Genomic DNA, 24,343 nt, shown 5'->3' on the forward strand with positions numbered 1-24,343 from the left:
AGCTTAGGCATAGTCCTTTGAGAACACGAGATATGCATCGAGAGCACGTGGATGGATCGACGAGACGTTCACTACGAGGCGAAGATTTTTGATTTATACTGCCACAGTTGATGTATGGCACGCAAGCAAGAAGTCCAGCAACAGCTGTTTGACAGCGGAGTCGTCGCGGTCCTCCGCGGGATCCCCGGCGACCGGATGGTTGATGTCGCTACCGCTATCTACGAAGGCGGCGTGACAGCCCTCGAGATCACCGCCGACACGAAGCGGTGCGCTGAGCAGATCGCGGCCGTTGACAAGGCACTCGCGGATACGGACGCCGTCGTCGGTGCTGGGACGGTACTCGACGCGTCCACCGCCAGCCGCGTGATCGACGCGGGTGCCGAATTCGTTCTCGCGCCGAATCTCGACGAATCGGTCATCAAAGTCTGTAACCGCGCGGGCGTCGTCTCCGCGCCTGGAGTCATGACGCCGACCGAGGCGGTCGAGGCCCTGGAAGCCGGGGCGGACGTGCTGAAACTGTTCCCGGCGTCGACGGTCGGTCCTAGCCACGTCAGCGCGTTGCAGGGCCCACTCGGTGACGTCCCAGTCATGCCGACGGGCGGTATCTCGGCTGACAACCTCGAAGCGTACTTCGCAGCCGGTGCTGACGCCGTCGGCGCTGGCTCCGCGCTCGTCGACTACGACGCCGTCGAGCGTGGTGACATGGACGGCGTCCGAGCACAGGCCGCCGCCTTCGTCGACGCCGTCGACACTGCCTGCAACGAATGAAGCAATCATCCCAGTAGACGACGCACGAGGGTGTCAACAGTGCAGTCTCACGCGGACGGGTCGATGCGCGAACGGAACTCAGTCGTTCCCGTCACACCCGGCCCGAATCGGAACAATGAGCCAGCTAACGCACCCTCCGCTAGCCGGTTGTCACCACCGGCCGTCGTTACGTATAGCTGGTCGAGGGAGGGACCGCCGAACGTTGCGCTCGACACCTTCTCGACGGGGAACTCGACTCGGTCGCGTTCCTTTCCCGTCGGTGTGTACCGGACGAGTGCCCGGCCGTCCCAGCGGGCCGACCAGAGATCACCACTCGCGTCCACGGTCAGGCCGTCGGGAACGCCCGCCTCGTCGGCAGTCGAGACCAGCACACGTTGGTTGGAGATCCCACCCGAATCGGCGTCGTAGTCGTAGGCGTAGATGCTGTTCTCCTCGGAGACAGTGAAGTAGAACGTCTCGCGGTCCGGCGAGAAACCCATGCCGTTGGGGATGTCCGCGTCATCGACGACGCGAGTGAACGTTCCATCGCAGTCGAGCCTGTAGAGCGCGCCCAGCTCGTCGTCCATCGGCATCGTCCCACAGAAGACACGGCCCGCAGGGTCAGCAATCACGTCGTTGAATCTGGTCGCAGCCGCCTCCTTGAGCGTCGCGATCGTCTCCACGTCGGTGCCGTTCCACCGTTCGACTACCCCGCCAGCACCGAACAGCAGGAGACTGCCGTCAGCCTGTACGGTCGTCCCACCGATGGTGTCGCGTTCCAACAAGACCGCGTGTGAGTCGGTGACGGGATTGTACTGGTACAGGATACCGTTAGGGATGTCGGTCCAGTAGAGCTGTGCGTGGTCGGTGTGCCAGATTGGGCCTTCACCAGTCTTTGCTGGATAGTCGGCCACGAGTTCGGGTGCCATCAGCCGAAAGACGCGAGGAGCCGGTATTGGTTTTTTGGGATCCTAGCGGTCGATACCGTCGCCCCGGTTCGCGCAGACGCGCTCGACCTCCGCGGGGGTTACGACCGCGAGGTCGCCCGCGAGCGTCCGCTTGAGGGCCGCCGTCGCCGCGGCGGTTTCGAGCGCGTCGGCGACCGACCCCTCACCCAGTCGGGAGGCGATGTAGCCACCAACGAACGCGTCGCCGGTGCCGACGGGGTCGAGCGTGTCGGTTTTGAACGCCGGTTGTTCGACGACACCCTCAGCGGTGGCGGCGACGGCACCGTCATCACCCCGAGTGACGACGGCGGTCTTGTGACCGTGCGACTCGCGGAGTGTCCGGGCGACGTCGGCCGCCGTCCCGTGACAGTCAAGGACGGCCTCGGCGTCCCGATGGGCGACGACGAGTACGTCGACGGACGGGAGGAGGACTTCGATAGACGCCTTCGCCTCCGTGGGCGACCAGAGCTTCGAGCGGTAGTTCATATCAAAGTAGGTCGTGACACCCTCGGCCTGTGCACAAGCGAGCAGGTCGGCCGTCGTCTCCCGAAGTTGCTCAGAGAGTGCGGGCGTGATACCGCTCGTGTAGAACGCCTCGGCGTCGGCGAACAGCTCGTTGGTGGGGAAGTCGGCTGTCGTTGCTGTCCGAACGGCCGCGTCGCTCCGGTCGTAGACGACGCTGGTGCCACGGGGTTCACCACCCTGTTCGATGTAGTACGTCCCCATCCGTCCGACGTCGCTCCACGCGATTTCGGTGTCGACGCCGTTGGCGGCGAGGTCGCGGATCGCCCGCCACCCCAGCGGCGAGTCGGGGAGCTTCGACAACCAGCGGGTGTCGATGCCAAGCCGCGTGGCCGCGATCGCGACGTTACTCTCCGCGCCCGCCGACCGGAAGTCCAGTTCCTGCGCGGTCTCGATCCGTTCGCCGTCGGGGGGAGAGAGCCGAAGCATCGTCTCCCCGAAGGTCAGCAGTGTTGCCATTGTTGTCTCCTCTGCCGTCGTCGAAGCCGACGACAGAACCCGGCTTAAGTGTTCTGTCTGAACGGGACACGGACGGCTCTCGGGGCATCGTCAGTAGCTCCCCGACTTAGCGTTCCTTCTCGTCTCGCTTCTCGTCCCCGCGCGTTTCGTCCCTCTGACCACGGCCACGGTCTCGGTCACGACCTCGGCCATCGTCGCCGTTGGCAGCCGCCCCAACTCCGGCGGCCTGCACCATGACGCTTCCCGTCAGAAACTCCCCCGCGTCGAGCGTCGGCTGCTGGTCGAGCAACGGCTGGCGATCAAGCCAGTTGTCGGCGTTCGTCCCCGAGATGGAACGGTCGAGGACGAGCAGGTCGACAGTCTCCGAGCGTGCCTGTGCCCGGACGTGCTGGCTGCCGTCCGCCGCCACACGGATTCCCACTCCATCATCGTCGGTGAGTTCAGCACTCGTAACGTTGCGCTTCGTGCTCCGGAAGTCGTTCGAACCGTGGAACGTCGTGTCGTCCGCCCACGGCTGACCCGACTGGATGTAGATGCCGACGTGATCAGGTCGGGAGCCAGACGGGAACGCCGAGGCGGTCCCGACCTGTCGGCCGATGTGGTCTTCGGGGTAGACGCTCCACAGCCCCTCCCGTATCCACGAGAGGGTGGTGTGAGCTGACGTTGTCGGGAGCGCGAGACCGACCTCACGGGCGTCGACAGACTCGGCGAGCGTGAAGTCGTAGTCGACGACGAGTCTGTTCTCGGTCACGTGCAGGGTGAAACTTCCGTGCGCGTCGTCATACGCGACGTCCACGACGACTGACGACTCGTCGAGCCGTCGGACGTCGGTCACCGTCCGGCCCGACAGCCGGTGGTCGATGGCCGTGTCGTAGTCGCGGCCCGTCGCGTCCTGCGTCGGCGTGACCGCGAGTTCCGGGTCGCCGACGAGCGGGTCGCCGTCAGCCGACCGGACGGCAACCGCCCCGGATTCGGTGTCGACGTCGACGGAGAGGCCGCCCGCGGACGCGACGAGACGGCCGTCCCGTGCTTCGAAGCCCTCGGCCGACCGGCCGTTCGTCGCCGCCGAACAGTCGGGCGCGCAGGCCGCGCCGGGGTCGTCGCGCGCGGTGACGAACTCGTTGACCGTGTAGCCCGACGGATGCTCTACTCTGAGTTCCAGTCGGCCGTCGGGCGCGGTGAACGAGAGCTGTCCCGTCTCACCCGGCGGGAGATCGACCGAGACCTCCTCGGCTCGTCGGCCGTCGTCGGCGACGACGATCCGTTCGGAGAGATCGACGAACTCGTGGCGGTTCTCGACCGTCACGGTCACGCGTTTCGCGTTACCGTTGCCGTTCCACTCGGCGTCGGTGAACCGTACCGGCGCGTACGTCTTCCGGAGATGCCAAAACTCCGGGCGGTGTCGACGGTTGCGGTCGACGGTCCCCCAGAGATACCCGCCCCACTGTTCGAGATGGTCGCCTCCGGCCCAGAGCGCCGCACCAGCGACGGCGTCGCCCGCGCGACACTGCTCCCAGATGGTCTCGAAGACGCGGCCCCACTCGTCGCGGAGACCGGGGTCGGTCACCAGCTCTTGGTCGTTGTAACAGTAGGTGTGTCCGTACTCGTCGAACAGGGTCGGCCCGTCGAGGTCGGCGTGTCCGGCGACGGTCGAACCGCTCCGGAGCGCGGGATAGTGGTGCGCCCGGAGGTCGTACTTGTCGTGCCACGGGTCGGCCGCGTCGTACTCGTCGTGATTGAAGATAGTGGGCCGCGTCGGGTCGACTTCCTTCACCAGCCGGGCGACGGTGTCGAAGCACTCGTACCAGTCGGACTCGTTGGCGATCGACCAGATGCACACCGACGCCCGGTTCTTGTCGCGCTCGACCATCTCCAGGGTCTGCTGGACGACGACCTCGGGATAGGGGTCGCCACGGTGGCGGCCGATGAACATATGCGGAGCCTCGACTTCGACGATGATGCCGAGTTCGTCACAGGCGTCGAGGAACGCCTCCGAGGTCGGATGGTGCGCCGTCCGGACGAAGTTGACGTTCGCCTCCTTGAGCCGTCTCGCGTCGGCGCGGGTGACGTCCGCGGGGACGGCGTGGCCGTGGGTCGCTAGGTGGATCTCCTCCCAGTTGACGCCGCGGAGGAGGACCGACTCCCCGTTGAGCCGGAGGTCGGTGCCGTCGACGGTGATCTCGCGGATTCCGACCCGCTTGGTTAGCCGCTCCGTCCGGTCACCGGCGGTCAGTTCGGCGTTGACGGTGTACAACGCTGGCTGCTCGGGGTTCCAGCAGTCGGGGTCGGCGACGTTGATGGCGAGCGCGACCGCCCGGCTCCCAGCGGGCTCGACGGCCGCGAGGTCGGCCTGCGCGGAGCCGACCGTCGACCCGTCTGGCCCGGTCAGCGTCACCTCGACCGACCCCGACTGGAGGGGTTCCTCGCCCGCGTTCCTGACGGCGGTGTCGACGTGGACGGTGGCCGCGTCGCCGCGGTCGGCGAGCGTCGTCATCACGTCGAAGTCTGCGAACTGAACCTCGGGCACCGAGACGAGTGTCACGTCGCGGGTGATACCGCCGGTGACGTTCTGCCAGCCCATGTCGTCGGCCTTCGACTGCTGGGAGACGGCGACGGCGAGTTCGTTCGGTCTGTCAGCGTTGACTGCGTCGGTGACATCCGCCTCGAATGGGGTGTAGCCGCCGACGTGCTCGGCCACCAGGCTACCGTTGAGATACACCCACGCGTGGCTATAGACGCCATCGAACCGGAGCAACAGCCGACCATCGTCCCAGCCGGCCGGGACAGTGAACTCGCGTCGGTACCAGCCGCGGGTCCCGTCCGGTGGATACCAGTCGGACGCACCGCTCGGGAGGTAGTAGCCGTCGTATCCCCACTGACCGGGGACGGACTCGTCGCGCCACTCGACGCCGGTGTCCTCGACGGTGTCGTACGTGAGCCAGAGGACGGCACTGTCGGGTGATGCGAGAACGCCTCGCTCAACCTGACTTGCGGTGAGTGCTGTGTCGAACGCAGCCGTCGACTTGACCGTCACGTCGAGCCCGTCACCGCCGACGACGAACGGGGCGGAGCTGCTCGCAAAGCCGTCGGCACCGTGGACGACCGCGCCGACCTGTGTCCCGTCGACGAAGAGTCGGGACTGGGTCTCGTCGACGACGACGGTGAGCCGGTGCCACGCACCGGTCTCGATGTCGGTCTGGAGGCTGTTCGGGTAGCTCCCGGCTGCGGTCTGGACGTAGAAGGAAACGGTCCCGTCGTAGATACCAAGACCGAACTGTTCGGTGCCGCTGGAGACGGCGCTACTTCCTTTGTCGAGGACGAGTCCGCTCCCACCGTCGTAGCGGACGACCGCCTCCAGCGTGAAGCCCGTGTCGGCGAAGTTCAGACTCGCGTCGGAGCCGGTGGAGACGTAGCCGTCGCCGGCGAGGTCCAGCCCACGTCCGTCCCGGCCGCTGACGGCCGTAGGGTCGCCGACTAGCGTCCCGTCGTTGCCCGCACCCGACTGGTCGGGCGTCGTCCCGCCGCTCGTCGTGTCGAACGGGAGCCACGCGACCGCGCTGGCGGGGACGGTCTCGAAGCCGGTAGCCACCTCGGCGTCGGTGAGTGCCGTGTCGAACACGCGGAACGCGTCGACGACGGGGGTACCGTGCGTGCCATCGCCTGCGTTGTAACCGATGTAGAGCGGGATCTCGGTGCTAGGGAGCGAGGAGAAGCCGTGAGCGGTCGTCCCCACCCGGTCGCCGTCGACATAGACCCGTAGTTCGCTCTCGGCGACGACGAAGGACGCGGTGTACCACTCGCCGGGTGAAAGGTCGCCCCCACGCGCCGTCGGCCAGTTTCCCTCGCCCTGGGTCCAGAACGACAGCTCTCCGCCGTAGACACCGGCGGAGTACTGGCTCCCACCCTTGGAGAACAGCAACGTGTCCTCGGAATACTTGAGCGTCAGCTGAACGGCGAAGCCGGGCGACGTGAAGTTGAGGCTGTTGGCGTCGCCGACGGCGACGTGACTCTCACCGGCGAGGTCGAGTGCCCGTTCGGACGGGTCGGTGACGACCGGCGGGTCACCGACGACGGTGGCGTCGTTCCCCCTCGAAGACCGGTCGGGTGTGACACGCCGCGCGCCTCCGGCCGTCGGTGGTGTTTCGCTTCGCGAGAGAGCGAAATCCCACGTCCCGTTCAGTGATTCGGTCCCACCATCGGCTGACCCGGTCGGCCGTGGCGTGAGCGTCGCGGCCGCCTTTATCGCCTCGTAGTCTTCGCTCGACTGCGCACTCGTTGGTGCGGCACTCGCTCCGACAGGGAGCATCGTACCGAGTGTGATACCGGACATCGCCGATAGCATCGACCGGCGGGTCAGTGCTGCCGCTCCGTCTGCCTGCTGGCTGCTATTGTCTGTCATATATGGCGCGAACATCTATCGACGTTTATCATGTATAACATTTTTGCAACTCTAATACTGGTTTTAGTTCTGGAATCGGGGAGAAATAGGACACGCGGGTCGCAGTCGACTACTCGGCCGTCGTCGCTGGGTCAGTCGTCGACGGAGAGCGCCGCTGGCGGGGTGTCGGTCACAGCCACGTCGAAGGCACCGATGGTCGGCTCGCCCACGTACCACTCGGCGTCGTCCGGCGCGTCGACGGCCACGGCTTCAGCACCGAAGTTCGCGACCCACGTCAGCCCGTCGCGCCGGCATAGTCGGAGCTGACTCGGGAGCGGGTCGGCCGTCTTGACCCCGGCACGTTCGAGAAGGTCCTCGACGAGCACGCCCGCGAACGCCGGTTCCGGCCACGTTCCGACGTAAGTCGCCGAGCCGTCACCGAGGTCGTTGCGAGTGACTGCGGCGGTCCCCTCGGCCGGACCATTGTCGTATCGGCCGACCACCGTCGCGCCGTCCGCCGTCGGCGCGAGCCACTCGTTCCAGACGCGTCCGTCGTACCGCTGGCCGTCGTACTCGACTGTCGCGGCCAATTGCTCGGGGACGCTCTCGTGGTCGTCGACGGTGGTTCCGACCGTCGACGCCAACGGGCCGGGCTGCGGGGCGTCGTGCAGTTTGTTGTACGGGTCTTTCATCCCCGACCGGATCGTCGTCAGGAGTTCGCCGCCCGCCTCGACGTACGCGGTGAGCCGGTTGGCGAGTTCGTTGTCGGCCAGATGCAGTGTCGGTGCGACCACCGCGTTGTACGCGCTGAGGTCGGTCATCGGGGGAACTACGTCGACGGTGACGGCGCGCTCCCGGAGTGCCGTGTAGTAGGTCTCCAGATGCACCCAGTAGTCGAACTCGGGCGTGTTCGGCTCGATGGAGAGTGCCCAGAGGTTGTCGTAGTCGTGCAACAGCGCGACGCTGCCGCCGTGGGTCTCGTCGGCGTCTGTCTCGGAGAGAGAAGCCGTCGCAAGACGGTCGAAGTCGGCCGAGGCCGCGACGGCGTCGTGGAAGCCAGCGTCGGGGGTGCCGTCGCGTTCGAGCAGCCCGCTGTGGTACTGCTCTTGGCCCATCCGGCAGCGTCGCCAGCGGAAGTACGAGACGACGTCCGCGCCGTGGCCCGCGGCGTAGTGCGCCCAGAGCCGCATCGCGCCGTCGCCCGGCTGGGGCGAGTAGGGCGGCCAGTTGATGTCGCCCGGCTGTTGCTCCATCACCCAGTGTGGTTCGTCGGTCACGCAGCGGTAGAGATCGTGGTCCAGCCCGAGGTTATCCGGGTTACCCGCCCGAAACTCGGCGTCCGAGACCGGGCCGTCGCCGGTCTGGACGTGGCCGGTCGGGTAGGAGTCCCACGAGGCGAAGTCGAGATCGTCGCCGAAGGCGTAGGCGTCCAAATCGTCGTGGGACATGAAATTGTGCGTGACGAACCAGTCGTCGTTCACCGCGCGGAGCAGCCGCGTCTGGAGTCGGTTGTACGCGATGGCACTGTCGCTGGCGAAGCGGTAGTAGTCCAACAGCCGCGAGGGATGGTGGTCGGCGGCCGTGTGTCGCGGCGGATCGACCTGCTCGAAAGAGGTCACCTCCTGGCTCCAGAAGGCGGTCCCCCACCGCTCGTTGAGTGTCTCGACGTCGCCGTACGTCTCGCGGAGCCACTCGCGGAACGCGCTTGCACAGTCGTCGCAGTAACAGCGAAGCGTCCCATGACAGCCGTACTCGTTGTCGGTCTGCCAGCCAGCGACCGCCGGGTGGTCAGCGAACCGCTCGGCCAACCGCTCGGTGATACGCTCGCTCTCGCGGCGGTACACCGGAGAGTTGAAACAGTAGTGACGCCGCCCTCCGTAGTGTCTGGTCGTCCCGTCGGCCTCGGTCTGGAGGATCGAGGGCTCCTCGTCGACCAGCCACTTCGGTGGCGACGCCGTCGGCGTACAGAGGACGGCCTCCATGCCGTACTCGCTGACCAGCGAGACAGCGCACTCCAGCCACTCGAAGTCGTAGTCACCGCGCTCGGGTTCGAACCGCGACCACGCAAACTCGCCCATGCGGACGTACTGGAGGCCCGCCTCGGCCATTCGTTCGATATCCGTCTCTACTCGGTCTTCCTCCCAGTGTTCTGGGAAGTAACAGACGCCTGTGTGCATATGTTTCGTCTTGTCTCCGTCTTCGGTCGTTCGTACGATTCCCCGAAATCAGTGCCCTCGGAGCGGTTGGTTCAGCTGTTCTTGACGTACTGCTGGTAGCCCACGTCGACCTCGCCGGTCTTCGTCTTGATCGACTCGCCGGTCGTCGGGTCGAAGAGATACAGGTCCTCCTCGTCGAAGGTGAACACCACCTCGGCTCCCTCGTCGGGATGCATCTTACTGTCGACTCTGGCGGTCAGGGCGACCTCGCCCATATCCGCATAGAGAAAGTTCTCGTTGCCCATGTTCTCGACGACGCTGACGACGCTCGGCAGCTCGCCGTCCTCGGCTGGCCGGATGTCTTCCGGCCGGACGCCGACGCGGACCGTATCACGCCCTTCGACTACCGAACCGTCTTCGACCGTGCACGCGAACCCGTTCGGGCCGCGCAGCGTGTCGCCAGCGACCTCCGCTGTGAAGAGGTTGATACTCGGGCTGCCGATGAAGCCCGCAACGAACTCGTTCGCTGGTGTCCGGTAGACCTCGTTGGCCGTGCCGACCTGCTGGAGCTTGCCGCCGTCGAGGATGGCGATTCGGTCGCCCATCGCCATCGCCTCGACCTGGTCGTGCGTGACGTACGCCGTCGTCACGCCGAGTTCCTGCTGGAGCTCTTGGAGTTCGGTCCGCATCTTCGAGCGGAGCTTGGCGTCGAGGTTCGACAACGGCTCGTCCATCAGGAAGACCTCCGGATCCCGGATGATGGCGCGGCCGAGTGCGACGCGCTGCTGTTGGCCGCCGGACAGCTCCTTCGGCTTGTCGTCGAGCAGGGTTTCGATACCGAGCAGCTCCGCGACGTCATCGACTTTCGCGTCGATCTCGTCGCTCGACTCCTTCGTCGAGAGCCGCAGCGGAAAGCCGATGTTCTTCCGGACGGTCATATGCGGATAGAGCGCGTAGTTCTGGAACACCATCGCGACGTTGCGCTCGCGTGCCCGTTCGTCGGTCACGTCGACGCCGTCGAACTCGATGGTGCCGTCGGTCACGTCTTCGAGTCCGGCGATACACCGAAGCGTCGTCGTCTTGCCGCAGCCAGAGGGTCCGACGAAGACGAGGAACTCCCCGTCTTCGATGTGTAAGTCGACGTCGTCGACCGCAACGATCTGTTCACCGTCGTCTCCGAATTCTTTGCGAAGTTTCGTGATGTCGATTGTAGCCATTGTGTGTACCTACTGTTTGACCGATCCCGAGAGGATGCCTTTGATGAAGTACTGTTGGAGGAAGATGAACATCAGGAAGATGGGGATAATCGACAGCGAGGTCGCGACCATCACCTGGTCGAAGTAGACCCGCTGTTGGCCGACAAGCTGTGCGAGAGCGATGGGGATGGTGAACATCTCCTCTTCTTGCAGGATGACGAGCGGGTAGAGGAACGCCTGCCACTGGTTTAAAAAGAGAATGATAGCGAGTGCCGCGAGCGACGGCGTCATCGTCGGCAGCGCGATCTTGTAGTAGAGCTGGAACTCCGTCGCACCGTCCATCCGCGCGGATTCGAGCAGCGCGTCGGGGATCGCCTTCATGTTCTGTCGCATCAGGAAGATGCCGAGGGGGTTCGCCGCCCACGGCAGGATGACCGCGATGTACGAGTTCGTCCACCCGACCTGCGTCATCAACAGGAACAGCGGGATGATGAGCAGCTGGATCGGGAGGACGAGCGTCGCCAGGATGAAGTAGAACAGCGGCTCCTTGAACTTGAACTCGTACTTCGCGAAGGCGAAGCCCGCCATCGAACAGAGCACGAGCGACAGCAGCGTGTACGCGACCGCGATGAGGAGGCTGTTGCCGATGCTCCGGACAAAGTCGACGTTCGCCTGGAGGTCCTGTAGGTTGCTCAGATAGTTGAGTCCGGGAATCAGCCGCGGCGGCCAGCTGAAGAACTCCTGCTGGGGAATCGTCGCCGCGACGATCATCCAGTAGATGGGTATCAACACGAGTGCCGTGATCGTCAGCAGGAAGATGTAGCCACCGAACTGCCACAGCGCCTCCTTCTTCGTGTCTTGCCGCATTACTCCGTGCCTCCGTATCTGATCTGGATGATGGACATGATGCTCACGAGGACGACGAGCACGACCGAGACAGCACTCGCGTAGCCGAGGTTGAGCTGGATGAACGCCTGTCTGTAAATGTACTGCACGATGGTGATCGTCGCGTTCGACGGACCGCCACCGGTGATGACGAACGGTTCGGCGAAGATCTGGAACGTCCCGATGGTCGAGGAGACGACCACGAACAGCAACACGGGTCGGAGCTGCGGCAGCGTGACGAACCGGAACTTCTGCCAGCGCGACGCACCGTCGACCTCCGCGGCCTCGTACAGCTGTTCGGGGACCGTCTGGAGCCCCGCGAGCAGGATGATCATGTTGTAGCCGAGCCACCGCCAGGTCACGGCGATGACGAGCGTGATGCGTGCCCACCACGCGTCACTCAGCCATGGAATCGCCCCAACGCCGACCGTCTCTAGGATGTAGTTGATCATCCCTATGTCCCCGTTGAACAGGAGAAGGAAGATCGTCGAGTACGCGACGAGCCCCGTCGCGACCGGTAGGGCGATGAGCGTCCGGAACAGTCCCTTCGCCTTGATGAACTTCGCGTCCAGCACCAAGGCCGTCGCCAGTCCGAGGACGACCATGAGTGGCACCTGGACGAAGAAGATGAACGAGGTGTTGAACAGTGACTGGTGGAACAGCGAATCTTGGAATATTAGCCGTGTGTAGTGGTCCAAGCCGACGAACTGTAGGTTGGCGATTTGGGGGATCGTCACCTGAAACAGGAAGAAATCGACCGTCACCAGAATCTCGTTCGACGCCCCGAGATAGCTGAAGAACGAGAGATACACCGTGTACAGCGTCGGGAACAGGAGGAAGAACCCGAACAGGAGGTAGAACGGTGAGACGTACAGATACGGTAACCCCGGAATCTTCGGGATCACTTCGGAGACGTCCTGCCGACGGTACCGGAGCTGGTCGGCGGCCCGCCGGTAGCCAGGAAGCGAGCGAACTCTGGATTGGATGGCACTCAACACCATGGGGTCGGTTCACCTCGCGTTCGCCCGAGGGGAGTCGAGCCTCGGCGAGTGCCGTCGTCTGCGTCGTCTATCGGGGTCACGCCACCGACGGTATCCCGATACACCGCCGGGTGGGACGGACGAGTCGGTCGTCCCCCGGTCCAGTGATAGGCGCGTTTCGTGGTTGATTGGGTCATGTGTGCTTCTATCTGCTGATAGACTGTCTGGGCATTTCTAAAAGGTTGTGACTATGTCGGATATCGCTCGGCGGCTTACGCCAGGTCCCGACCGGTGCGGTCAGCGACGGTCTCTGCGGCCGCTTGCACTGCGGCCTCGGGCGACTTGTTGCCGTTCAGCATCCGGCCGAGTTCGGTGTTGATGGCATCTTGAACCTCCGGTGTATCCGTCGTGTAGCGGTATGGCTCGATTTCCTGGGCAACCTCGGCGAAGAGCCGGAAAATAGCCTGTCCGCCGTAGAAGTCAAGTTCCTCGTCGTAGAGGTCCGCCTCGTACGCCGTCGTCAGCGACGGGAAAAGCCCGTACTCTTCGAGCATCTGGTTTTGGACCTCCGGGGTAGTCATCGCGTATTCGAGGTAGTCCCACGCGCGGTCAACGACCGCTTCGTCCTGTATCTGCGACGGGATGGCCATGTTCGAGCCACCGCGGTTCGACGCACGCGTCCCGCCGGGTTCGAATGCCGGAAGCTTGTACACGCCCCAGTTACCGGCGGTGTCAGGCAGTTCCGCCCGGAGCGTCCCGTCCATCCAGGCCGCTGTCGGCAATGATGCGAGCGACCCCTCGGCGAAGGAGGTGAACCAACCGCCGGACCACATTTCGACACGCTTCGTGATTCCTGCCTCCTGCATATCGAGGATAAGCTGGGCGACGCGGGCACTCTCCTCGCTGTGGATGTTGACCGCGCCATTCTCAGTGAACGCTTGCCCGCCGAGTTGGCGGAAGAGCATCCGCCACAACTGCGGCAGTTCCTGCGATGGGATATTGACCATTGCCACATCGTCAGGGAGTTTCTGTCCCTCTTCAATGAAGTCGTCCCACGTCTCGATGGTACTGGGGTCGATTCCAGCCTCCTCGTAGCGGTCGCGCTTGTAGAAGACACCCGTCGGTCCGATGTCCCACGGGAGCGCGTAGTAGCTCCCGTCGACGCTGACCGTCTCCCACTTGCCGTCTACAATGTCCTCCTCGATACTGTCGGTGATTCGGTCCGTGATGTCGGTGAGTCCGTTGTTGCTCCCGAACACCGTCACGTCGTAGTTCTGAATCGCCGAGAAGTCGGGGGCACCGCTCCCGCTCGTGATGGCCGTCTGGAAACGCTGCTCCCAGGTGTTTCGACCAAGTTCCTCGACAGTGATCTCGGCGTCGTTGTTCTCGTTGTACATCTCGGCGGCACCGGCAAGCGACCGTGCCGCGATGTTCCAAGCCCAGCCGTTGGCCGAAGATGCCATCTCGTTCGACGAACCATCCGTACTTCCGCCGTCGCCGCTTCCGGAACTGTCTGTCTCACTGCCACCAGAGCTGACGCAGCCAGCGAGTCCGGCCGTGCCAGCGAAACCGAGTGCTTGGATGACTCTCCGACGACTGACTGACGAGTCTGACGAGTCTGTCATACTTAACCATTGGAGTGGTTGGACAGGGGGCATATATATCTACTGGTGGAGAGACAACACGTCACATGCCAGCAGCGACGGCAGTCGTGTCGGCGGCTGAGGAAAAAAAACCGACGCGCTACGCCACTTAAGCTACGAGCATCTACTCGACAGTCTGGCGGTACTCTCGGTACAGTTCGTCCTGCATGACGGCGGTCCGGCCGCCGTCGACGAGGATGCTCTCGCCGGTGAGGAACGTCGCATCGTCGCTGGCGAGGAACGCGGCGACGCCCGCGACGTCTGAAGGCGTCCCCAGTCGGCCGACGGGGTGGATGTCCTCCGTGTACTCGTAGTCGTCGCCGAGTTCTTCCTGTGTACGCTCGATCTCGATCCAGCCGGGGTTGATGGTGTTGACCGTGATGCCGAGCGGACCGAGTTCCAGCGCGAGCGCCCGCGTCATCCCGTTGATGCCGGCTTTCACCGCGTTGTACGGGAACAGACCGGGCATCGTCAAATAGGCGTGGTTCGAGGACATGTTGAGAATCGTCCCGCCCTCGGGCATGTGTTCGACCGCGTGCTTGCTACAGAGCCAGAAGGAGCGGAAGTCGGTCTCGACGACGAACTTCCAGTCGTCCATCGTCGCCTCCGACCCTGTCGTCTCGGTCTGGACACCGGCGTTGTTGACGAGCACGTCGACGCGGCCATACGCCTCAACGGTGTGTTCGACGAGCGCTTCGATCTCGGCCGGGTCGCGCATGTCCGCCTGCACGAACGTCGCTTCGCCGCCGTCGTCGCGAATCGAGGTGGCGACGGTCTCGCCACGTTCCCGCGTGCGCCCGGTGACGACCACCGACGCGCCCTCGGCCGCGAACCGCCGGGCGACTTCTGCGCCGATACCGCGGGTCGACCCGGTCACGATGACAACCCGTTCCTCGTGTCGCTGTGCGACTGCGCCGACTGTCGAGTCAGTCTCTGCCATGGACACAGCTTACAATCCGACTGAAAAGTAGATACCGGAAGTGCGGACCCCGCTCGTCACCACTCGGCGACGCTGCCGTCGTCGTGTCGCCAGACCGGGTTGTGCCAGTCGACGTCCCTCTTCGCCTGTTCGCGGACATACGCCTCGTCGATATCGATTCCGAGTCCTGGCGCGTCGGGAATCGCGACGTGGCCGTCCTCGTAGTCGAACACCGACGGGTCGGCGAGATAGTCGAGCACGTCCGTCGTCTCGTTGTAATGGATGTTGATACTCTGTTCTTGGATAAGCGCGTTCGGCGTGCAGGCGTCGACCTGAAGACAGGAGGCGAGTGCGATCGGGCCGAGCGGGCAGTGCGGTGCCATCGCCACGTCGTACGCCTCGGCCATGTTGCCGATCTTCTTCATCTCGGTGATGCCGCCCGCGTGCGAGACGTCCGGCTGGATGACGTCGACGGAGCCGTTCTCAAAGACCTCTTTGTAGTCCCACCGCGAGAACATCCGCTCGCCCGTCGCGATGGGGACGGTGGTGTGGGCCGCGATCTGCGGCATGGCGTCGTTGTGTTCGGGGAGGACGGGTTCCTCGATGAACATCGGCTCGTACGGTTCGAGTGCCTTCGCCAGTCGCTTGGCCATCGGTTTGGTCACGCGACCGTGGAAGTCGACCCCGATGTCGATCTCGTCGCCGACAGCCTCGCGAACGCTCCGAAGACGGTTGACAGCGGCTTCGACCGCCGCTGGACTGTCGACGCGCTGGAGTTCCTCGGTCGCGTTCATCTTCAGTGCGGTGAACCCCTCGGTGACCTGTTTCTCTGCCTTCGCGGCCACGTCCGAGGGACGGTCACCGCCGATCCACTGGTAGACGCGAATACTGGACCGGGCCGCGCCACCGAGCAGTTCGTGAACCGGCACGCCGAGTTGCCTACCCTTGATATCCCAGAGCGCCTGATCGATGCCTGCGATGGCCGACATCAGTATCGGCCCACCACGGTAGAAGCCGCCGCGATACATCGTCTGCCAGTGGTCTTCGATGCGTGCTGAATCTTCACCCAGCAGGTAAGTATCCAGCAGTTCCTCGACGGCGGTCTTCACTGTCCGCGACCGCCCCTCAACGACCGGTTCGCCCCAGCCGACGGTCCCGTCTGCGGTCTCGATCTTCAAGAAGAGCCACCGAGGTGGTACCTCAAACAACTCGTAGTCGACAATTTCGTTCATTGCGTGTCCTCACACTGAATACTACACCACTCTATCTTCATATTCACGGTTCGTCTCGCGCGAGTGGTATACTCAACGGTCACCGTCGGCCACCTCCTTCCGTCCGCTATTGACGGGTACCGTCGGACCGATGTGTACTCACAGTAAACAAACCGATGGTATGGTCGAAGGGAGTTACAAACGTACTCGTGTAATGCCAACGGCAAAGTACACTAATGGTGGACTAGTCGCGAGGAGTCAAATGTATGTCACCATCTCCCAACAATCAGTCGCGGCACAAGAGATATCCCCCCGTCCGAGAGTAGAGTCGTACTGATGACCTACTCAGTAGCACTAATCGGGACTGGCTCCGAGCCAGACCAGCCCAACCGCGACGGCTACGCAATGGCGTACCACCACGCAGCGGGATACGAGAAACAAGCCGGCTGTGAGCTCGTCGCCTGTGCGGACATCGTTCCAGAGAACGCTCGGGCGTTCGCCGATGAGTTCGGGCTGTCGGACGACGCCATCTTCGAGGACTACGCCGAGATGCTCTCTACCGTCAAGCCGGACATGGTCTCGGTCTGTGTGCCGCCGAAGGTCCACGCCAGCATCACGGTCGACTGTATCAGGAGCGGTGTCGTCGACGCTGTCCACTGCGAGAAGCCGATGGCCGAAACCTACGCTGGGGCAAAGCTGATGACACAGGAGGCCGCCCGCCATGGCGTCCAGTTGACCTTCAACCATCAGCGTCGGTTCAGCGACGCCATCCGAACCGCAAAAGAACTGCTCGACGCAGGCGAGATTGGGGCGCTCGAACGCGTCGAGTTCTCCGCGCCGGTCGGCATCTTCGACTACGGCTCGCACTCGTTCGACCTCTGCAACTACTTCAACGACGAGGTGCCCGCGGCGTGGGTACTGGGCCAAATCGACTACTCCGAGGAGAACGTCCTGTTCGGCACGCACAACGAGAATCAGGCGGTTGTCCACTGGGAGTACGAGAACGGCGTCCACGGTATCGGAACGTCCGACAGCACGGGCACTGGTGGCCCAGCCGATGCCATCGCCTGCCACAACCGACTGGTCGGCTCGGAAGGCGTCATCGAGGTCGGACCAGACGGCGAGGAACTCCCACCTCTTCGAATCCGGCGCGACGGAGAGGGCTGGGAGACAGTCGAGACCGACGACGGCCTGCACGGTTGGGCGTTCATCGATCGCGCCATCGCAGAGAATGCCCGCTGTCTACAGACCGGCGAGACGCCGGAGCTCTGCGCGTCAAACGCACTGAACGCGACGGAACTCATCTTCGCGGCGTGGGAGTCCGCGCGCCAACGCGGCCGTATCGACCTCCCGCTGGAGATTGACGACAACCCGCTGCAGTCGATGCTCGACGCAGGCGAACTGAGTCCGGAGCCGAGCGGTGAGAACTGATGATGCCGCTATCGGTCTGTATCGAGATGGTGTACGACGGGCCGTATCCCGAGCGAATCCGGCGCGCCGGGGCGACGGGCGTCGAAGCCGTCGAGTTCTGGGACTGGCGTGAGAAGGACCTCCCAGCACTCGAAGCCGCCGCTGCGGACGCCGGTGTCGACATAGTCAGCTGTACCGCCGGTGGTGTGCTCACTGACCCCGAAGCGGCCAAGGAAGCAGTCGAAACTGTCCGGGAATCCATCGACGCAGCGTCGGATATTGGCTGCCCAACACTCATCTTGACGACTGGACCCGATCAGGACAAATACAGTCGGCGTGCGCAACGAGAGACCGTCGTCAAGATCCTCTCGGCCGTCGCGCCCGTTGCCGAGGAGGCAGACGTGACGCTGGCACTCGAACCGCTAAATACGGCCGTCGACCATCCGGGCTACTTCCTCACGACCACCGCCGAGGGATTCAGTATCGTCGACGACGTCGACTCCTCGCACGTGAAACTCCTTTACGACGTATACCACCAACAGGTGACCGAGGGCAACATCATCGCCACGCTAACTGACCGCATCGACGACATAGGCCACATCCACGTCGCTGACGTCCCTGGCCGGCGTGAGCCCGGAACCGGCGAGATCAACTTCGACAACGTTCTCTCGGCTATCAACGACGCTGGCTACGACGGCTACATCGGCTGCGAGTTCAGACCGTCCGGTGATCCCGACGACGCGGTCGAAGCCATCCTCGATCGACGCTGAGAACTCGGCAAAAACGACTACTCTACCCAGTCCTCGTCGGTGGTGTACTATGAGTAAACATCCATCATAGCCATTACAGCCGCGTTCATGTCAGAAACCAGATACCCACGAGGATTTTGTCTACACATAGTCCACGTGCCGTCGGTACTGTGCACCCGTTCCGGGCAACTGAATCGACACGCTCGGGTCTGAACGTGGTGTGGAGTGAAGACTACGTCGTGTGATGTACGGACAAGGGAGGGGCGGACAGCAGTGATGGAGACTCAGTCGTGGTGCTGTGACTCGAAGGCCCTGTCTTCTCCCGAGACAGTCTCCGGATCGGAGAAGGTGGCTGCTGCGAGTCGTGGGACGCCACGCCGAGCGATGTCTCCAGGATCGTCGGCCGTGGTGTCGTAGGGGTGGACAGCGAACGAGAACGAGACCGGGTTCGGCCGGAGTCGGTATTCGGTGAGCGGGCGGACCGGCGTGCCACCGACGCCGGAGACGGCGGCGTCCACGAACATTGTCGCCCCGTCTTTCGGGGCGAGTTCTTCGAGTCGGGTCGCCGTCGCGAGGTTTTCGAACCCGTCAAAGCGGAGATTGAACGGCTGGTCGCCGTAGACGGCGACACCGACATCGCCGTCGCCAGTCACCGACGCCCACCGCACGTCGGTCTTGTTACCGTTGTCCGACGGCAGTCGGTACGGGACGAACTGGTCGTCGATGTCGCCAGCGTAGCGGCCGACTTCGCTCCCAGTCTTCCGGTCAGGATAGGTCTCCGCGGGACCGCGGCCGAACCACTCGACTGCGGAGGTGGTCACCGGCAGGTCGAACTGGACACCCAGCCGCGGGAGCCAGGAGTCGAGTGACTCCCGGAGCGTCTCAGTCGCGTCGACGTCGATGTCGGTGGCGACGACGCCGTCTCCAAAGACGGTATGGCGGTACCGGATGTCGAACAGTGCGTCGCCATCCGGGTTGCGCACGACAGCAATGCCTGTCAGTCGGACGCAGTCCGTTCCGAGTCGGGTGACGGTGTGGTCGACCACGTCGTGCGTCAGCGCGTCGAGACCGAGTTGTTCCCACTCTGTCTCGTTGTCGTACCCCCACTGAGTCGCGCTGTCGATACGGCCCTCGTTGGCGACGGGAACCCGATAGCAGCCGAAGAGCGGGCCGTCAGTCGCCACGACCGTGTCGTCGTAGCTGAATTCGTCGAACGCACACTGTGTCGTGTCGAACCGGTACCGGAACCGCTCGCCGACAAACTCAATCCACTCCCCTATCTCTTCGACGGTGACCGGCGAGTGCGTATCAGCGGACGGTCGCTCGGGGTCAGAAGCGTCGAACGGAATCTCGAACTGTTCAAAGCCAACCTCGTGGCCCGCCGGTGCCCAGTCGGTTGCGTCGGACAATTCGACCCGCAAGGTCAAGTGACACTCGGCACCCGGGTCAAGCTTCAGCCGTTCAAACGGGACGATAACTCCGCGTGTGTGCGACGGCGGGACGGCGAGGTCGAGTGTCCCTGTCTGGACAACTCGCCCATCGACGGCGAGTTCCCACCGCGTCTCGAACGCGCCTAGGTCGGTGAAGTCATGCTCGTTCGTGACCGTGAACACTCCCTCACGAGGTGCGATTGCATCGAACGAGAACGGCTGCTGTGTCTTCTTGACTTGCCGGAGCTCCGGCTGTGGTGTCAGATCCGAGAAGACGACACCGTCGAGCAGGAAGGGATCGTCATCGAACCACCAGTCGACGCCCTCGCCGCCCACGACGACGTCGCCGGCGAGCGTCTGGTTACACCACTCCCAGATGAATCCACCTTGGATCCCGTCGACCGACCGGACGAGGTCCCAGAAGGCGTCCTGAAACCCCAGACTGTTACACAGCGCGTGGGCGTACTCGCCCATGACAAGCGGGCGTTCCTCGACCGCCTCGTGCTGAACCAGCGTGTACGGGACAGGATACCGCGGACCGGAGATGTCCGCGAAGGGCGCCGTCCCTGTCATGCTCTCGTGGAACTGCTCGTACGGTGCCTCGCCCGAACCTTGGTGGTAGACGAACCGAGTCGGGTCACGCTCGCGGCTGTAGGCCGCCATCTCCTCGTGCGCGGGGCCTTCGCCCGCCTCGTTGCTCGTGCTCCAAGCGAAGATCGAAGCGAAGTTCTTGTGATGTTCGACCATCCGCTCGAACCGTCGGACGTAGGCGTCGTGGAACGCCGGCGCTTCGTTGACGAAGTTCATGTTGAAGTGCGTCTCGACGTTGGCTTCGTCGACGACGTACAGCCCCAGTTCGTCGGCGAGTTCGTACGCGGCGAGGTCGTTCGGATAGTGCGACGCCCGGACAGCGTTGACGTTATTCCGTTTCATCATCCGGAGTTCGGCTCTCGCACGCTCGTAGGAGACGGTCCGTCCCGTCTCCGGGTCGTGCTCGTGGCGGTTGACGCCACGGATCGTGATTGGCTCGCCGTTGAGACGGAGCTGCCCTTCCCGGATGTCAAACTCACGGAAGCCAATCCGTTGGGGGATTGCCTCACGGACGCTGCCGTCGGGTGCGCGGAGTTCCAAGACGAGCAGATACAACGCTGGCTGCTCGGCAGACCACTTATCGGGCCGCTCGACGACCGTTTCCAGTGTCGTCGACGTGTCGTCGACCGGTGTCATCACATCGTCGACCGTCGCCACCGACGCTCTCGCTCCGTCAAAGAGGTGGCCGACGACCTGCCACTCGTCCGTCCGGTCATACTCGCTCAAGTCGAACTCGGCTGCGAGGTCAACATCAATGGACAACGTCGCGTCCTCGTACGTCGCGTCGAACGCCGTCCGGACGAAGAAGTCCCGCAGGTGGACGGCCGGCTTCGAGTAGAGGTAGACGCTCCGAAAGATGCCACTAAACCGGAGCATGTCCTGGGTCTCCAGATAGCTCCCGTCCGAGAAGCGGAACACTTGGACGGTGAGGGTGTGTTCCTCGCCTGGGTCAAGGGCGTCGGTCACGTCGAACTCCGAAGGTGTCATCGACCCCTGGTCGTACCCGACGTACTCGCCGTCGATCCAGACGAAGAAGGCCGACTTGACGCCCTCGAAGTGGAGGTAGGTGCGACGGTCTGGGCCCCACTCTGCGGGTATCTCGGCGGTCCGACGGTAGGTACCGACCGGGTTGAACGACGACGGGACGGTCGGCGGGTCAGGCTCCGTCTCGAGTTCGGGAATATCCTCCCACGTCAGGGCGTGGTTCCGGTAGATCGGTCGGTCATACCCCTCCAGTTGCCAAACGCTCGGCACCGAAATCGTGTCCCAGTTACCCGCAAAACCGAGCCTATCGGGGACGTCGGCAGGTTTCTCGGCCCAACAAAACGACCACTCCCCGTTCAGGAGGCGGAAATATTCTGAGGTCTGCCACCGGTCCTCCGGCTCGGTCGCAGGCTCCATCGCAGCCTTCGCCGACTCGGTTGACCTGTACGGCACGGACGGCACATGAGACGGTACGACATTCTCCCCAAGCTGTGACGGATTTTCGAGATAGTCTGGTAGCTCCGCCAGTTGGTCTGGCTTTCGAGACACGTATACTCAGAAGATATCCACAGTCATCCTATAAAAAAAGACGGGTTTATTCTGATATTTCAAATTGTGAAAAATGTCGCAAGCTGGCGGCTATCCGTCGTTCACGTCGTCGTGAGCGGGATCCACAGTGTTTCGCGACGGGCCCACGGGTCGGTGGGATCCACGGCCCGTGGATCAGGTTGACAGAGACAGCGACCTGCAGTCAGCAATGGTGACGGTGTTTCCACCGTCAGGTTGGCAGTGCTGCAATCCCCACCTACCCACCGAAGGGTCTTTTGTAGGCAGACGGTTCACTTCGCCATGAGATAGATGCACACATATAGCTTTCGCTCAGATGAACAGGTTGGCGACGTTCGGGCGGCGGCACATGGTTCGACGCCGCCAACGATTCACGGTCGTGGTACCAGTCGCGTCGGTTGTGGCGATGTGGAGATGACAGGTTCACCGTCACGAAGAAACGCTTTCTGCCGCAGGGGACTACAGCATCCCGACGCGGATCTGGTTCGCCGCCTCTGTCAGGAGTCCTCGGATGTTGTTCTTCACGTCGATGCTGCTCGCCCTGTCGTTCGGGATGACGACCTCAATGGCGGCCACCGGCTCGTCCGACGGATTCAACACCGGCGTCGATATCGACACCCACTTGGGGGCCTCGGAGAGGCGCTCTTCGAGGAGCTGACGCTCCCTGAGCTGTTCTAGCTGCTCCGGGAGCGACTCGTCGGGTCCGATTAACTCCTCACGTTGCTCTGTCGGAAGGTGGGCCAGCACGGCCTTCCCCGGCGGACTTTCGGTCAGTGACTCGCTGTCACCACGCTGTCGGGGGAATCCCTCACGCCCCTCCGATTGTGAGACGTACGTACAGTTGCACCGTTCGTCCTCGTGAACCCAGAGCGTGATGGGTGCGTCAAGCGACTGTGCCAGCGTCTCGATCCGGTCGGTCTGGTCAACGACAAACTGGGCGTCGTTCGACTGGAGACGATACTGGGTCAGCTTCGGCCCAAGTTCGTAGACACCATCCCGATTCGTGAGAGCGTCAAGTCTGACGAGTGTACGGAGATGTTTGTACACACCGGCTCGGGAGAGACCAGTCGCCTCGGTCAGTTCCTCGGCGGTCGCACCATGCCGCCGGTGAACCTCATCGAGTATCCGAAACGACATCTCGGTCGCCCTGATTCGGTTCTCCTGAGACATGGCTCACGCATACACGAGCCACCAAGATAACGGTACTGGTCAGCGCGACAGGTCCTGTTTACCATTCGACAATGCTTCCATCGTCGTGACGACGTATCGGGGTCCGCCAGTCGCTCGCCTTTCCGGCGTGCTCCCGAACTCCTTCCTCGTTGATGTCGATGCCAAGGCCGGGCTTGTCCGAGAGGGAGACATAGCCGTCCTCACTTCTGAGGTCGTCGACGTTGTCGACGTAAGCGTCGATGTACCGTTCGCTGACCGACGGCTGCTGGACCGCGTTCGCTAGATGATGGCTGAGTTGCGTGCTAGCGGCGTAGGCGATCGGACCGACCGAACAGCTGATCATCAGCTTGGTACCGTAGGTCTCGGCCATCGTCCCGATGTTCTTTATTTCGGTGATGCCGCCAGCGTGGGAGATGTCCGGCTGAGCGATGTCCAACCGTCCCGCTTCGAGATGCGGCTTGAAGCCCCACCGTGAATACAGCCGTTCACCGAAGGCGATGGGAAAGTCGTAGTACGAGGAGTTCTCGATGGTGTGGAGATGTTCGGGACGAATCGGCTCCTCGACAAACATCGGGTCGTACTCTTCCAGCCGTGAGAACAGTCGTGGAGCCATCGTGGCGGAGATGTGTCCATGGAGGTCAATACCGATGTCGATGTCCGGGCCAGCGGCGTCACGTGCAACCGCGAGATACTCTCGGATTGCGTTGAGATCGCGCGTTGATTCGATAGATGACGCCTGATACGCGGTCAGCAGCTTGATCGCCGAGAAGCCATCGCCGACCACGTCGGTAACGAGATCCGCGAGGTCGGAGAGATCGTCGGTGACTATTTTCTTGTGAACCTTCACACGGTCACGGGTACTCCCCCCAAGTAGGTCGTACACGGGCTCACCGGAGTACTTTCCCTTGATGTCCCAGAGTGCCTGGTCGATGCCCGCAATGGCGGACATCAAGATCGGGCCGCCACGGTAAAATCCACCACGATACATCCGTTGCCAGTGGTCTTCGATCCGACTCGAATCCTCGCCCAGTAGGTAGCCGTCCATCAACTCCTTGACGGCGGCCTTGACCGTTTCAGCGCGCCCTTCGAGGATCGGCTCCCCCCAACCGGTCGTCCCATCGCTCGTCTCGATCTTCAAGAAGAGCCACCGAGGCGGTACCTTGAACAGCTCGTAATCGACGATCTGTGCCATGCCGGAGACACGGAAGGTTCGCTGTTAAACATTGTCTCTATACAACCACTCCAAAAGATGCGAAAGTCGGTGCTCACTGCTCACTTGTAATGTCGTCCGAATATGCCAACTACACAACCTCGGAGGATGGAAGTGTTGCGTGCCTTCTATTCTTCGCTCGTAGCTGTGAAATAGGAGCAGCCTGTCGATTTGTATTTTATATCACTC

General features: G+C 63.2%; 16 protein-coding genes. 3 read left to right on the top strand and 13 right to left on the bottom strand.

What is annotated here, in order from left to right; genetic code table 11:
• Nucleotides 1–114: 114 nt before the first annotated feature.
• Nucleotides 115–768, top strand: coding sequence for a bifunctional 4-hydroxy-2-oxoglutarate aldolase/2-dehydro-3-deoxy-phosphogluconate aldolase (locus E4P24_RS16735; protein WP_188148852.1), 654 nt, complete (start codon nucleotides 115–117; stop codon nucleotides 766–768).
• A 47-nt stretch (nucleotides 769–815) separates the two neighbouring features.
• Here the strand turns inward: E4P24_RS16735 and E4P24_RS16740 are convergent, their stop codons facing one another.
• The 10 genes from E4P24_RS16740 to dgoD (E4P24_RS16785) all read right to left on the bottom strand — a co-directional run bounded on the left by E4P24_RS16740 (nucleotide 816) and on the right by dgoD (E4P24_RS16785) (nucleotide 16,064).
• The gene (locus E4P24_RS16740; RefSeq protein ID WP_188148853.1) at nucleotides 816–1,676 is read right to left on the bottom strand and encodes an SMP-30/gluconolactonase/LRE family protein; all 861 of its coding nucleotides are present in this window, start codon (nucleotides 1,674–1,676) and stop codon (nucleotides 816–818) included.
• A gap of 42 nt (nucleotides 1,677–1,718) precedes the next feature.
• Nucleotides 1,719–2,675 carry a bifunctional 2-dehydro-3-deoxygluconokinase/2-dehydro-3-deoxygalactonokinase gene (gene kdgK1 / locus E4P24_RS16745; protein WP_188148854.1) on the bottom strand — a complete coding sequence of 319 codons (957 nt, stop codon included), beginning with the start codon at nucleotides 2,673–2,675 and terminating at the stop codon, nucleotides 1,719–1,721.
• 106 nt (nucleotides 2,676–2,781) lie between these two features.
• Nucleotides 2,782–7,074 carry a glycoside hydrolase family 2 TIM barrel-domain containing protein gene (locus E4P24_RS16750; protein WP_188148855.1) on the bottom strand — a complete coding sequence of 1,431 codons (4,293 nt, stop codon included), beginning with the start codon at nucleotides 7,072–7,074 and terminating at the stop codon, nucleotides 2,782–2,784.
• A gap of 131 nt (nucleotides 7,075–7,205) precedes the next feature.
• Nucleotides 7,206–9,230 carry a beta-galactosidase gene (locus E4P24_RS16755; RefSeq protein ID WP_188148856.1) on the bottom strand — a complete coding sequence of 675 codons (2,025 nt, stop codon included), beginning with the start codon at nucleotides 9,228–9,230 and terminating at the stop codon, nucleotides 7,206–7,208.
• Between the two features lie 71 nt (nucleotides 9,231–9,301).
• On the bottom strand, nucleotides 9,302–10,426 hold the full coding sequence (locus tag E4P24_RS16760) for an ABC transporter ATP-binding protein (protein WP_188148857.1): 1,125 nt from the start codon (nucleotides 10,424–10,426) through the stop codon (nucleotides 9,302–9,304).
• A 9-nt stretch (nucleotides 10,427–10,435) separates the two neighbouring features.
• Nucleotides 10,436–11,272, bottom strand: coding sequence for a carbohydrate ABC transporter permease (locus E4P24_RS16765; RefSeq protein WP_188148858.1), 837 nt, complete (start codon nucleotides 11,270–11,272; stop codon nucleotides 10,436–10,438).
• Complete coding sequence (locus tag E4P24_RS16770) at nucleotides 11,272–12,291, bottom strand: carbohydrate ABC transporter permease (protein ID WP_188148859.1); 1,020 nt, start codon at nucleotides 12,289–12,291, stop codon at nucleotides 11,272–11,274. Before E4P24_RS16770 ends, E4P24_RS16765 begins: the two co-directional genes overlap by 1 nt.
• A 251-nt stretch (nucleotides 12,292–12,542) precedes the next feature.
• The gene (locus tag E4P24_RS16775; protein WP_223174081.1) at nucleotides 12,543–13,733 is read right to left on the bottom strand and encodes an extracellular solute-binding protein; all 1,191 of its coding nucleotides are present in this window, start codon (nucleotides 13,731–13,733) and stop codon (nucleotides 12,543–12,545) included.
• A 304-nt stretch (nucleotides 13,734–14,037) separates the two neighbouring features.
• The gene (locus tag E4P24_RS16780; RefSeq protein WP_188148861.1) at nucleotides 14,038–14,853 is read right to left on the bottom strand and encodes an SDR family NAD(P)-dependent oxidoreductase; all 816 of its coding nucleotides are present in this window, start codon (nucleotides 14,851–14,853) and stop codon (nucleotides 14,038–14,040) included.
• A gap of 56 nt (nucleotides 14,854–14,909) precedes the next feature.
• Entirely contained in the window at nucleotides 14,910–16,064 is a 1,155-nt protein-coding gene (dgoD, locus tag E4P24_RS16785; protein WP_188148862.1) for a galactonate dehydratase, read from the bottom strand.
• Nucleotides 16,065–16,379: 315 nt separating this feature from the next.
• Between dgoD (E4P24_RS16785) and E4P24_RS16790 the strand changes: the two genes are divergently transcribed.
• Together E4P24_RS16790 and E4P24_RS16795 are read left to right on the top strand one after the other, a co-directional pair.
• Nucleotides 16,380–17,474 carry a Gfo/Idh/MocA family protein gene (locus E4P24_RS16790; protein ID WP_188148863.1) on the top strand — a complete coding sequence of 365 codons (1,095 nt, stop codon included), beginning with the start codon at nucleotides 16,380–16,382 and terminating at the stop codon, nucleotides 17,472–17,474.
• 26 nt (nucleotides 17,475–17,500) lie between these two features.
• A complete protein-coding gene (locus E4P24_RS16795) occupies nucleotides 17,501–18,223 on the top strand; it encodes a hydroxypyruvate isomerase family protein (protein ID WP_223174082.1) in 723 nt (240 codons plus the stop codon).
• Between the two features lie 263 nt (nucleotides 18,224–18,486).
• Here the strand turns inward: E4P24_RS16795 and E4P24_RS16800 are convergent, their stop codons facing one another.
• From E4P24_RS16800 to dgoD (E4P24_RS16810), 3 genes are all read right to left on the bottom strand, one after another.
• On the bottom strand, nucleotides 18,487–21,624 hold the full coding sequence (locus E4P24_RS16800; RefSeq protein ID WP_188148865.1) for a glycoside hydrolase family 2 TIM barrel-domain containing protein: 3,138 nt from the start codon (nucleotides 21,622–21,624) through the stop codon (nucleotides 18,487–18,489).
• A 609-nt stretch (nucleotides 21,625–22,233) separates the two neighbouring features.
• Nucleotides 22,234–22,944 (bottom strand): IclR family transcriptional regulator C-terminal domain-containing protein, encoded by a 711-nt coding sequence (locus tag E4P24_RS16805; protein WP_188148866.1) that lies wholly within the window; start codon nucleotides 22,942–22,944, stop codon nucleotides 22,234–22,236.
• Nucleotides 22,945–23,002: 58 nt separating this feature from the next.
• Nucleotides 23,003–24,136: a galactonate dehydratase gene (gene dgoD / locus E4P24_RS16810; RefSeq protein WP_188148867.1), complete on the bottom strand. Its 1,134-nt coding sequence runs from the start codon at nucleotides 24,134–24,136 to the stop codon at nucleotides 23,003–23,005.
• Nucleotides 24,137–24,343 lie beyond the last annotated feature (207 nt).

It is taken from the genome of Haloferax sp. AS1 (genome assembly GCF_014530665.1).
GTDB classification, from domain to species: domain Archaea; phylum Halobacteriota; class Halobacteria; order Halobacteriales; family Haloferacaceae; genus Haloferax; species Haloferax volcanii.

Excerpts from the sequence above, each read along its gene's own strand:
- E4P24_RS16735 (WP_188148852.1), top strand. The coding sequence starts at position 115 with ATGGCACGCAAGCAAGAAGTCCAGCAACAGCTGTTTGACAGCGGAGTC.
- E4P24_RS16760 (WP_188148857.1), bottom strand. The coding sequence starts at position 10,426 with ATGGCTACAATCGACATCACGAAACTTCGCAAAGAATTCGGAGACGAC.
- kdgK1 (WP_188148854.1), bottom strand. The coding sequence starts at position 2,675 with ATGGCAACACTGCTGACCTTCGGGGAGACGATGCTTCGGCTCTCTCCC.
- E4P24_RS16775 (WP_223174081.1), bottom strand. The coding sequence starts at position 13,733 with ATGGCATCTTCGGCCAACGGCTGGGCTTGGAACATCGCGGCACGGTCG.
- dgoD (WP_188148867.1), bottom strand. The coding sequence starts at position 24,136 with ATGGCACAGATCGTCGATTACGAGCTGTTCAAGGTACCGCCTCGGTGG.
- E4P24_RS16750 (WP_188148855.1), bottom strand. The coding sequence starts at position 7,074 with ATGACAGACAATAGCAGCCAGCAGGCAGACGGAGCGGCAGCACTGACC.
- E4P24_RS16795 (WP_223174082.1), top strand. The coding sequence starts at position 17,501 with ATGGTGTACGACGGGCCGTATCCCGAGCGAATCCGGCGCGCCGGGGCG.
- E4P24_RS16770 (WP_188148859.1), bottom strand. The coding sequence starts at position 12,291 with ATGGTGTTGAGTGCCATCCAATCCAGAGTTCGCTCGCTTCCTGGCTAC.
- E4P24_RS16740 (WP_188148853.1), bottom strand. The coding sequence starts at position 1,676 with ATGGCACCCGAACTCGTGGCCGACTATCCAGCAAAGACTGGTGAAGGC.
- E4P24_RS16755 (WP_188148856.1), bottom strand. The coding sequence starts at position 9,230 with ATGCACACAGGCGTCTGTTACTTCCCAGAACACTGGGAGGAAGACCGA.
- E4P24_RS16800 (WP_188148865.1), bottom strand. The coding sequence starts at position 21,624 with ATGGAGCCTGCGACCGAGCCGGAGGACCGGTGGCAGACCTCAGAATAT.
- E4P24_RS16790 (WP_188148863.1), top strand. The coding sequence starts at position 16,380 with ATGACCTACTCAGTAGCACTAATCGGGACTGGCTCCGAGCCAGACCAG.
- E4P24_RS16780 (WP_188148861.1), bottom strand. The coding sequence starts at position 14,853 with ATGGCAGAGACTGACTCGACAGTCGGCGCAGTCGCACAGCGACACGAG.
- dgoD (WP_188148862.1), bottom strand. The coding sequence starts at position 16,064 with ATGAACGAAATTGTCGACTACGAGTTGTTTGAGGTACCACCTCGGTGG.
- E4P24_RS16765 (WP_188148858.1), bottom strand. The coding sequence starts at position 11,272 with ATGCGGCAAGACACGAAGAAGGAGGCGCTGTGGCAGTTCGGTGGCTAC.
- E4P24_RS16805 (WP_188148866.1), bottom strand. The coding sequence starts at position 22,944 with ATGTCTCAGGAGAACCGAATCAGGGCGACCGAGATGTCGTTTCGGATA.